9 protein-coding genes are annotated in these 8695 nt (G+C 67.5%); 7 read left to right on the forward strand and 2 right to left on the reverse strand.

Translation table 11 applies throughout. The features are described 5' to 3' along the window. The first annotated feature begins 21 nt into the window (after positions 1-21). From ACRDPN_RS14680 to ACRDPN_RS14690, 3 genes are read left to right on the forward strand one after another with little or no spacing between them, the layout of a single operon-like run. Positions 22-1719, forward strand: a complete 1698-nt coding sequence (locus ACRDPN_RS14680) for an aminotransferase class V-fold PLP-dependent enzyme (protein WP_431449386.1) — start codon at positions 22-24, stop codon at positions 1717-1719. 38 nt (positions 1720-1757) lie between these two features. Continuing rightward, complete coding sequence (locus tag ACRDPN_RS14685; RefSeq protein ID WP_431449388.1) at positions 1758-2114, forward strand: VOC family protein; 357 nt, start codon at positions 1758-1760, stop codon at positions 2112-2114. Further along, positions 2111-2989, forward strand: a complete 879-nt coding sequence (locus ACRDPN_RS14690; RefSeq protein ID WP_431449390.1) for an alpha/beta fold hydrolase — start codon at positions 2111-2113, stop codon at positions 2987-2989. Before ACRDPN_RS14685 ends, ACRDPN_RS14690 begins: the two co-directional genes overlap by 4 nt. Here the strand turns inward: ACRDPN_RS14690 and ACRDPN_RS14695 are convergent. Beyond that, positions 2986-3588, reverse strand: coding sequence for a dihydrofolate reductase family protein (locus tag ACRDPN_RS14695; protein WP_431449392.1), 603 nt, complete (start codon positions 3586-3588; stop codon positions 2986-2988). The genes ACRDPN_RS14690 and ACRDPN_RS14695 overlap by 4 nt on opposite strands. A 146-nt stretch (positions 3589-3734) precedes the next feature. On the opposite strand from ACRDPN_RS14695, the gene ACRDPN_RS14700 reads away from it, so the two are divergent. The 4 genes from ACRDPN_RS14700 to ACRDPN_RS14715 all read left to right on the forward strand — a co-directional run bounded on the left by ACRDPN_RS14700 (position 3735) and on the right by ACRDPN_RS14715 (position 6408). Then, positions 3735-5267 carry an OFA family MFS transporter gene (locus ACRDPN_RS14700; RefSeq protein WP_431449394.1) on the forward strand — a complete coding sequence of 511 codons (1533 nt, stop codon included), beginning with the start codon at positions 3735-3737 and terminating at the stop codon, positions 5265-5267. 79 nt (positions 5268-5346) lie between these two features. After that, positions 5347-5655, forward strand: a complete 309-nt coding sequence (locus tag ACRDPN_RS14705) for a hypothetical protein (RefSeq protein WP_431449396.1) — start codon at positions 5347-5349, stop codon at positions 5653-5655. A gap of 2 nt (positions 5656-5657) precedes the next feature. Continuing rightward, positions 5658-6008 (forward strand): MmcQ/YjbR family DNA-binding protein, encoded by a 351-nt coding sequence (locus ACRDPN_RS14710; RefSeq protein WP_431449398.1) that lies wholly within the window; start codon positions 5658-5660, stop codon positions 6006-6008. Between the two features lie 127 nt (positions 6009-6135). After that, on the forward strand, positions 6136-6408 hold the full coding sequence (locus tag ACRDPN_RS14715; RefSeq protein ID WP_431449400.1) for a phage holin family protein: 273 nt from the start codon (positions 6136-6138) through the stop codon (positions 6406-6408). 23 nt (positions 6409-6431) lie between these two features. On the opposite strand, the gene ACRDPN_RS14720 is transcribed toward ACRDPN_RS14715, so the two are convergent. Continuing rightward, the gene (locus tag ACRDPN_RS14720; RefSeq protein WP_431449402.1) at positions 6432-8534 is read right to left on the reverse strand and encodes a M14 family zinc carboxypeptidase; all 2103 of its coding nucleotides are present in this window, start codon (positions 8532-8534) and stop codon (positions 6432-6434) included. Positions 8535-8695 lie beyond the last annotated feature (161 nt).

The following is an 8695-nucleotide window of genomic DNA, read 5'->3' on the forward strand; positions in this document are numbered from 1 at the left end:
TTCCCCAACTAAAGTGGCAGCATGAGCATCCCCGAGAGCTCGCCGCTGCTGGAACGGATCCGTGCGGCCGTCATCGGGGACGACCAGGTGATGCCTGGCCCCTACGGGCCGCGCCGCGTGACGTACGCCGACTACACGGCCTCGGGGCGAGGTCTCGGGTTCATCGAGGACTTCATCCGTCACGAGGTGCTCCCCCGCTACGCCAACACCCACACCGAGGCCAGTGGCACCGGGCTCCAGACCACTCGGCTCCGCGAGGATGCCCGCCGACTCATTCGTCACCACGTCCGCGGCGACGAGTCCACCGCCGTGATCTTCGCCGGCTCCGGTAGCACGGGCGCCATCGACCGGTTGATCGGCATCCTCGGGCTACGGATCCCGGCCGGGCTCGACGACCGCTACGACCTGATGTCGCGCATCCCGCCTGCTGAACGCCCTGTCGTCTTCACCGGACCGTTCGAGCACCACTCCAACGAGCTGCCCTGGCGCGAGTCGATCGCCGACGTGGTCACGATCCACGAGGACGCCGACGGGCACATCGACCAGGCCCAGCTCGTCACCGAGCTCGAGCAGTACGCCGATCGGCCGCTCAAGATCGGATCGTTCTCGGCCGCCAGCAACGTGACCGGCATCGTCTCCGACACCTTCGGCATCGCCACCCTGCTGCACAGCCACGGCGCCCTGTCGTTCTGGGACTTCGCCGCCTGTGCGCCGTACGTCGGGATCAACATGACGGCGCCCGCAGGTGTCGACCCATTGGCGTACAAGGACGCGATCTTCCTGTCACCGCACAAGTTCATCGGCGGCCCCGGGACGCCCGGTGTCCTCGTCGTGCGCCGCGAGCTCCTCACCAACCGCGTCCCGGACGTGCCCGGTGGCGGGACGGTCATGTACGTCAACCCCACCGAGCACCGATACCTCACCGAACCCGAGCACCGCGAGGAGGGTGGCACTCCCGCCATCGTCGAGTCGATCCGGGCAGGGTTGGTCTTCCAGCTCAAGGAGGCGGTCGGCGTCGAGATGATCGAGGCGCACGAGAGCGACCTGCTACGCCGTGCCGTGGCCGCATGGCGGGAGGAGCCGACCATCGAGATCCTCGGCAACCTCGAGGCACGGCGCCTCTCGATCGTGTCGTTCGTCGTCCGTGCACCCAGCGGCGACTACCTGCACCACAACTTCGTGGTGGCCCTGCTCAACGACCTCTTCGGCATCCAGACGCGTGGCGGCTGCTCCTGCGCCGGCCCGTACGGCCACCGGTTGCTCGGCATCGACATCGACCGCAGCCACGCGTTCGAGCGCCAGATCGCCACCGGATGCGAGGGCATCAAGCCCGGATGGGTGCGGGTGAACTTCAACTACTTCATCGACGAGGAGGTCTTCGACTACATCGTCGAGGCCGTTCGCCTCGTCGCCCGCGAGGGATGGCGGCTGCTCGGCGACTACCGCTTCGAGCCCGCAACGGGCCTGTGGCACCACCGAGGGGGCACCGTCGAGCCACCGGTGCGTCTCGCAGACGTGTCGTACGACGACACCGGCGCCATGACCTATGAACACCACGACACCACCGCTCCGGTGTCCGTTCTCGCCGACTACATGACCGCCGCCCGCCAGATCATGGCGAGCGCCACCGCGCCCGACTGTTCCGTGATCGAGCACCTCACCGACGACTTCGACCATCTCCGTTGGTTCGAGCTCCCCGCCGGCACCCTCGCCGACTGAGGCTCACTCGGACCCCACCTTCAACTAGATTCGCGAGCATGGACCTCGACCTGTTCGCGGGCATCTACGTGAGCGACCTCCGGACAGCGCAGCCGTGGTACGAACAGCTGCTGGGCGGTGAGCCCAGCTTCTTCCCCAACGAGGTCGAGGCGGTGTGGGAGCTCGCCGAGCACCGTTTCGTCTACATCGAGGAGCGGCCCGAGCACGCCGGCCACGCCCTGCAGACGATCTTCGTCGGCGACCTCGACGATCGCATCGCGGGCATCACCGAGCGCGGGATCGAGCCGGCCGAGCGTGAGACCTACGACAACGGCGTCCGCAAGATCACCTATCGCGACCCCGACGGCAACGAGATCGGCCTCGGTGGCGCCCCAGTCGACGAGGAGACACCATGAACGATCCCGAGCACCGCACGCTGGACGTACCTGGAGCCACCGTGGCCTACGACATCCGCGGACCGCTGCCGCCGGCCGACAGTCGCCCACCGCTGATGATGATCGGCCAGCCCATGGACGCCAGCGGGTTCAGCACCCTCGCCACGTACTTCGACGACCGCACCGTTGTCACGTACGACCCGCGCGGCCTCGGCCGCAGCACCCGAAGCGACGACCGGACCGACAACGACCCCGAGCTTCAGGCCAAGGACGTCCACGCCGTCATCGCCGCGCTCGACGCCGGGCCCGTGGAGATGTTCGCGAGCAGCGGCGGGGCGGTCACCGCATTCGCGCTCGTCACCGCCCACCCCGATGACGTGACCACGTTGGTGGCGCACGAACCGCCGCTGATCGACATGCTCCCCGATGCCGAGCAGGCACGCGCTGCGCAACGAGGCTTCCAGGCCGTCTACGACCAGAAGGGCTGGGGGGCCGGGATGGCCGCGTTCATCGCGATGTCGTCCTGGCAGGGCGAGTTCACCGACGAGTACGCCGACCAGCCAGCGCCGGATCCCGCACAGTTCGGCATGCCGACCGACGACGACGGCTCCCGCGACGACCCACTGCTGTCCGCCGTCTCAAACCCCATCACGGACTACCGTCCCGACGTCGACGCCCTGAACGCCGCACCCACCCGAGTGGTGGTCGCCGTCGGTACGGAGTCGAAGGGCGTGTTCACCGGACGCACAGCGGTGGCGACCGCAGAGGCCTTGGGCCAGCGGGCGACGGTGTTCCCCAGCCACCACGGCGGCTTCATGGGCGGCGAGTTCGGCTATGCCGGCGACCCGCCGGCATTCGCCGCGAGGTTCCGCGAGGTGCTCGAGGCCGCGGATTAGCGCTGCGGGCGGTAGCGCACGTGCGTCACCGTGGGTGAGGCGACGACCGACACGGCTTCCAGCCGCAGCTCGCCGACGCCGTCGAAGATCCGCTGGCCGTGACCGAGGGTGATCGGCACGACGTGCAGGTGCAGCTCGTCGAGCAGTCCGGCGGCGAGGAACTGGTTCACGGTGTCTGCACCGCCTGTCACGGAGACGTCCTTGCCACCGGCGGCCTCTTGGGCCTGCTCGAGCGCCGACTCGATGCCGTCGGTGACGAAGACGAACGTGGTGCCGCCTTCCATCGGCAGTGGCTCGCGCTCGTGGTGGGTCAGGACGAACACCGGCCCGTGGTACGGCGGGTCGTCGCCCCAGAAACCGGTCCAGGAGGTGTCCCAGGGACCCGAGCCGCTGTCGAACATCCGGCGGCCCATCACGAAGGCGCCGAACCCGTCGACGATCTCGTCGATGATGGGTGCGTCGAGCGGGTCGACCGGGTCGGCGAACATCCACTCGTGCAGCCGTTCACCGGCATGTCCGAACGGAGCCTCGCGGCTCTGGGGCTCGCCCGTGACGAATCCGTCGGCGGACACGGCAATGGAGCACTTGACCTCGGCCATGCCCGCCACTGTGCCACTGATGGGGACAGCTCACGGCTCGCTCGACCATTCGTCTCTCGAAGCGGTGCTTTCATGCAACTGTTTTGCAACGGCACTGCGGCACAGTGGGCCGGGTTCCAGACGCTTACTCCCCGGGGGTCATCCGCATGTCTCTGCTCGAGCGCGAACGCACCGTCGCACCACCCGGGTTCAGCCGCTGGCTGATCCCGCCCGCGGCGCTCGCCATCCACCTGTGCATCGGCCAGGCGTACGCGACCAGCGTGTACAAGACGTCGCTCGTCGCGCACTTCGACACCAGCCTCACCGCGATCGGTTTCGTGTTCTCGATCGCCATCGTGATGCTCGGGATCTCGGCCGCCGTCTTCGGCACCTGGGTCGACGAGGGTGGGCCCCGGCGCGCGATGGTGGCCGCCGCGCTGTGCTGGTCGGCCGGCTTCCTGGTCGGTGCGGTCGGCATCGCCACCGGCCAGCTGTGGCTGCTCTACCTCGGCTATGGCGTCATCGGCGGCATCGGGCTCGGCATCGGCTACATCTCGCCGGTGTCCACGTTGATCAAGTGGTTCCCCGATCGGCCGGGTCTCGCCACCGGCATGGCGATCATGGGCTTCGGCGGCGGCGCGCTCATCGCCAGCCCGGTCTCCTCCCGCCTGCTCGGCGTCTTCGACGACGGCTTCGACCCGAGCGACGCCACCTCGGTCGCCGACGGTTCGGCTGTCGTCGGCCTGTTCGTGACGCTCGGCATCGTCTACCTCGTCGTGATGCTGTTCGGCGCCTGGCTGGTTCGCGTCCCACCCGAGGGATGGGCGCCGGAGGGCTTCGACCCCGCCGATGTCAAGGAGAAGAAGCTCGTCACCACCGAGAGCATCTCGGCAAAGAACGCGACCAAGACGCCACAGTTCTGGCTGTTGTGGATCGTGCTGTTCTGCAACGTCACGGCGGGCATCGGGATCCTCGAGCAGGCCGCGCCGATGATCCAGGACTTCTTCCGCACCGCCGGTCAGTCCAGCGTCGCCCCGGCGGCCGCTGCAGGCTTCGTCGGGCTGCTGTCGATGACGAACATGGCCGGACGTTTCATCTGGTCGTCCACCTCCGACTACATCGGCCGCAAGCGCAACTACATGGGCTACCTCGGCATCGGGATCATCTGCTACCTGATGCTGGCGCTGGTCGGCGACACCTCGACCGGCCTGTTCATCCTGCTGGCCGGGATCATCATCTCCTTCTACGGCGGTGGCTTCGCGACGGTGCCCGCATACCTCAAGGATCTGTTCGGCACCTATCAGGTCGGTGCGATCCACGGACGCCTGCTCACCGCTTGGGCCGCAGCGGGTATCGCCGGGCCGTTGATCATCAACGGCTTCCTGGACTCTGCCGGCAAGCCCGGCGAGCTCACCGCGGACGCCTACCGGCCCGCTTTGCTGACGATGGTCGGCATCCTGGTGGTCGGGTTCGTCGCCAACCTGATGATCACCCATGTCTCGGACCGCTTCCACGAGGAGGAGTCCGAGGAGCCCGGCGCGTCCAGGTCGGCGTCGTACTCGTACACCGACGATGGTTCCATCGACTCTGCCTTCGTGCGCACCCCGTTGGTGGTCGCGGCGTGGCTGATCGTCGGCATCCCGCTCGTGTATGGCGTCTACCAGATCCTGGTCAAGACGGCGGTCCTCTTCACCGGGTAGCTTTCGACGTGACACTGCCGGGGATCTGCGTGAGGATCGAAGGCAGACACCAAATGGCACCCAGGGAGTGGTTCTCGTGATGAAGTTGTTGCTGATCGGCGCCGCCGCGGCGGGTTACGTTCTCGGAACCAAGGCCGGCCGAGAACGCTTCGAGCAGATCAAGCGCCAGTCGGAGAAGCTCTGGAACTCCGAGCCCGTCCAGCACGGCGTCCACGAGGCCGAGGAGGCGGCCAAGCACGCGGCCTCCGCGGCCGGCACCAAGGTTGCCGACGCCGCGTCCACGGCCGGCTCGAAGGCCGCCGCCAAGGTCAGGAGCGACGACGACTCCTCCGAGCCGACCGCTCCGCCGGCCGGCCCCACTGGCGGCACGACGGGCACGACGGCCTGACGTTGGCCGCCGGGCTCGACGACGTCCGTCGTATCGCGCTCGGTCTGCCGCGCGCCTACGAGACGATGGTGCGCGACCACGTGAAGTTCCGCGTCGGCAGCATCGTGTTCGCGTCCGTCTCACCAGACGAGTCGTACCTCGGGTTCGGCTTCCCGCGCGAGGAGCGGGAGGCGCTCGTTGCCGCGAACCCCACCACGTTCCTCATGCCCGTCGATTCCGACCTGCGCTATCAGTGGGTGCGGTTGCGTCTCGCCGAGATCGACCTCGATGAGCTGGAGGAGCTCGTCGTGGATGCCTGGCGGATGTGCGTCCCGAAGAAGGTCTCGGTCGGCTACGACGCCGACCGGTCCTGAGACCTACGGCGACCGCTCTTATCAGAAGTGTGTCGAAACGCATCTGGGAACAGAATGCATTCAGGGTGGGTTCAGCGATCGTCGGAGAGGATGAAGACATGAAACCGTCTTGGGGGGAACAAGAATCATGACGGCACAGACAGAGGTCCCAGTATCAATCGCCCGCACCGGCGAACCCCTGGTGGACGCTTCCGAGCGGATGCTCGGTTCAGCCAAGCGGCTCTTTCTCCACGGCCTCGTCCTGCTGCTCGTCGCCGTGGCGCTCGGAATCGCCGAGACGCTAGCTCTCTGGATGGGCGCGCTCATCATCGCGGCGCTCTTTCTGGTCGTCGCCGCATTCGCGACCCTGGCCGGACTCATCGGACGCCTCGGCAGCCGCCCACCTCGTCGGTGGTCGTAGCTCAGTCTTGCTTGACCGTCAGGTCAGCGGGACCGGCTGATGCAGGTGGACAGGTCGACCTTGGCCTGCTCACCGCGACCGACCACGACCGGCTCCGTCTGCAGCACCTTGCCGTTCTGCTCGCAGGTCAGCGTCCAGTTCTCGATCAGGCCGGGAACCGTCTCGGAGCTGACGGTGGTCGAGTCGAACAGGGTCGCCTTGAGGGTGTAGGTCGGTGTGGTGGAGGCGAAGTTGATCACCCGCAGCACGTAGTCACCAGGCGCCGGAGCGGCGATCTCGGCCGACTCCTTCTCGCCGACGAAGTTGCCGGAGGAGCCGACCTTGGTCAGCGACCCGTCCGCGTTCTTCTTGTAGACCTCGAGGTCCATGTCGTCCGGCGACGGCCAGTCGAGGTCGACCCTGAGGAGGTCGATCCCGGACTCGGTGACCTTGAAGTCGTGGTCCACGCTCTGCCCGATGGTGGTCGGTCCACCCTGGTAGGTCTCTGAACGCACCGGCTCGTCCTCGGTGATCTCGACGAGCTTGTCCTGCACCACGGGGCGCGTGGACTGGTTGACGTGCCAGTTGTACTTGCCGCTGGAACCCACCTTCATCGAGGTGTTGAGCTTGTCCGTGAACGAGCTCTCCCAAGTGGGCGTCGAGAACTCCTTGCGCAGCCGGAGCGTGGCTCCCTTGGGTGCCTTGCCCGCGATGACGGCGTGGTTCGTGCGGTCAACAGTGTTCGTGAGCGCGTCGAGGTAGGCCTCGCGGTTGCCTTGGCCGGCGTGCGCACCCGCGCCGAGGTACTCGTCGATCACCTTGGGGAACGGCGGGTGGAACTCGTCGGGCCCGATCTCGAAGGTGTAGCCGAAGCCACCGGTCGCGTTGTAGGACCAGTCCTCCGTGGTTCCGGTGGTGTCGTAGAGCTCCCAGCCGTGGATGTTGGCGTAGCCGTTGGCAGCGGTCATCTCCGCGCCGAGTGCCTTGAGGCCTTCCTCGTCGGGGGCGTTGCCGACGGGCAGGCCGTCGTGGCCGATGGTGTCGGGGTGTACGCCGTTGGGCCGCAGCACCAGGTTGGAGAATGTGTGGTTCGAGATCAGCGTGGTGACCTGACGGCCGCTGACCAGCTCGCGGACGTTCTGGCTCTCGGGCTCGGAGAATGGTCCGGCACCGCGGTACGTCGGGTCGGCGAAGACATCCGAGGCACCCGGTCCGCCCCAGAAGCCACCATAGTTTCGGTTCAGGTCGATGCCGGTGCCGAAGCCACCCGGGCTGGTTGCCGAGCCGACGCGGCAGGTGCCGTCCGGGGTGTCCTGGCCGTCGACGATGCGGCAGTTCTTGCGCTTGTAGGCGTTGCCCGGAGTACCGATGATCGAGGCGGTACCGCCGTCGTCGGCCTCGCGCAGGTCGACCAGTCCTCCGTCGGTGCGGGACAGATCGAAGCCGTCGACGTTCACGACGGGTACGACGACCACCCGGGACTTGTCGAGCAGCCCGGTGATCCGAGCATCGGACCCGTAGTTCTTCACCAGGTCGGTGGCGAACTCCATTGCCAGCTCGCCGGACGGCCACTCGCGTGCGTGGTGCACCCCGAGCAGCACGAACGTGGGGCGGCCGTCCTCGGCGGACTGGACGTCGCGACCGATCTCGATCCCGTGGACGGTCTTCCCGTCGAGGGACTTGTTCGGCAGCTCGATCTGCTTCGCGATGCTCGGCCGGTCGGCTGCGAGTTTGGCGATGTCGTCGTTGTAGTCGGCCAGGGTGCGGTAGGTGTCGCGGCCCGACGGCAGCGGCGACTCCGCCGTGGAGGCGGCGTAGGCCTTGTTCGCGGCGTTGTTCTCCGCCTCGCGGCGGGTCAGGTCGGCGATCCGTACGTCGTAGCTGAAACCTGCGTCGCGCAGCGCGTCGAGATCCGCCGCGTTGTGCAGCACGACCTCGACGTAGTCGTGACCGGCATGCTCGGTGAGGTCGAGTCCGAGCCGCTGCAGGCGGCCCTTGTCCGCACGAGTGGGGGTGTCCACCATCACCAGCCGAGGAGCGAAGGCAGAGTCCTCGGCCTGGGCCGTGCCGGCGGTGACGGCGGGCGCCAGGCCGAGCATGCCGATCGAGGCAATGGCCGCGACGGCCAGACGAGTTCGACGAGTCATGGGGTTCTCCCGAGAAGAGGTGAGGAATGCCGCTGCGAATCCAACGAGCCAACGTGTGATTCGTCACGCGAAGCCCATCCCGGACCCGCGGAGACGCTCCCTCGGAACCCCGCTGCGGTGGAGCTGAGCGGACTCGAACCTCGAACCCCTGCTTGCAAACT

This window comes from Aeromicrobium sp. (genome assembly GCF_050700635.1).
In the GTDB taxonomy this organism is placed as follows: Bacteria; Actinomycetota; Actinomycetes; order Propionibacteriales; family Nocardioidaceae; genus Aeromicrobium.

Coding starts and splice junctions, on each gene's coding strand:
- ACRDPN_RS14680 (WP_431449386.1), top strand. CDS start 22: ATGAGCATCCCCGAGAGCTCGCCGCTGCTGGAACGGATCCGTGCGGCC.
- ACRDPN_RS14685 (WP_431449388.1), top strand. CDS start 1,758: ATGGACCTCGACCTGTTCGCGGGCATCTACGTGAGCGACCTCCGGACA.
- ACRDPN_RS14690 (WP_431449390.1), top strand. CDS start 2,111: ATGAACGATCCCGAGCACCGCACGCTGGACGTACCTGGAGCCACCGTG.
- ACRDPN_RS14695 (WP_431449392.1), bottom strand. CDS start 3,588: ATGGCCGAGGTCAAGTGCTCCATTGCCGTGTCCGCCGACGGATTCGTC.
- ACRDPN_RS14700 (WP_431449394.1), top strand. CDS start 3,735: ATGTCTCTGCTCGAGCGCGAACGCACCGTCGCACCACCCGGGTTCAGC.
- ACRDPN_RS14705 (WP_431449396.1), top strand. CDS start 5,347: ATGAAGTTGTTGCTGATCGGCGCCGCCGCGGCGGGTTACGTTCTCGGA.
- ACRDPN_RS14715 (WP_431449400.1), top strand. CDS start 6,136: ATGACGGCACAGACAGAGGTCCCAGTATCAATCGCCCGCACCGGCGAA.
- ACRDPN_RS14720 (WP_431449402.1), bottom strand. CDS start 8,534: ATGACTCGTCGAACTCGTCTGGCCGTCGCGGCCATTGCCTCGATCGGC.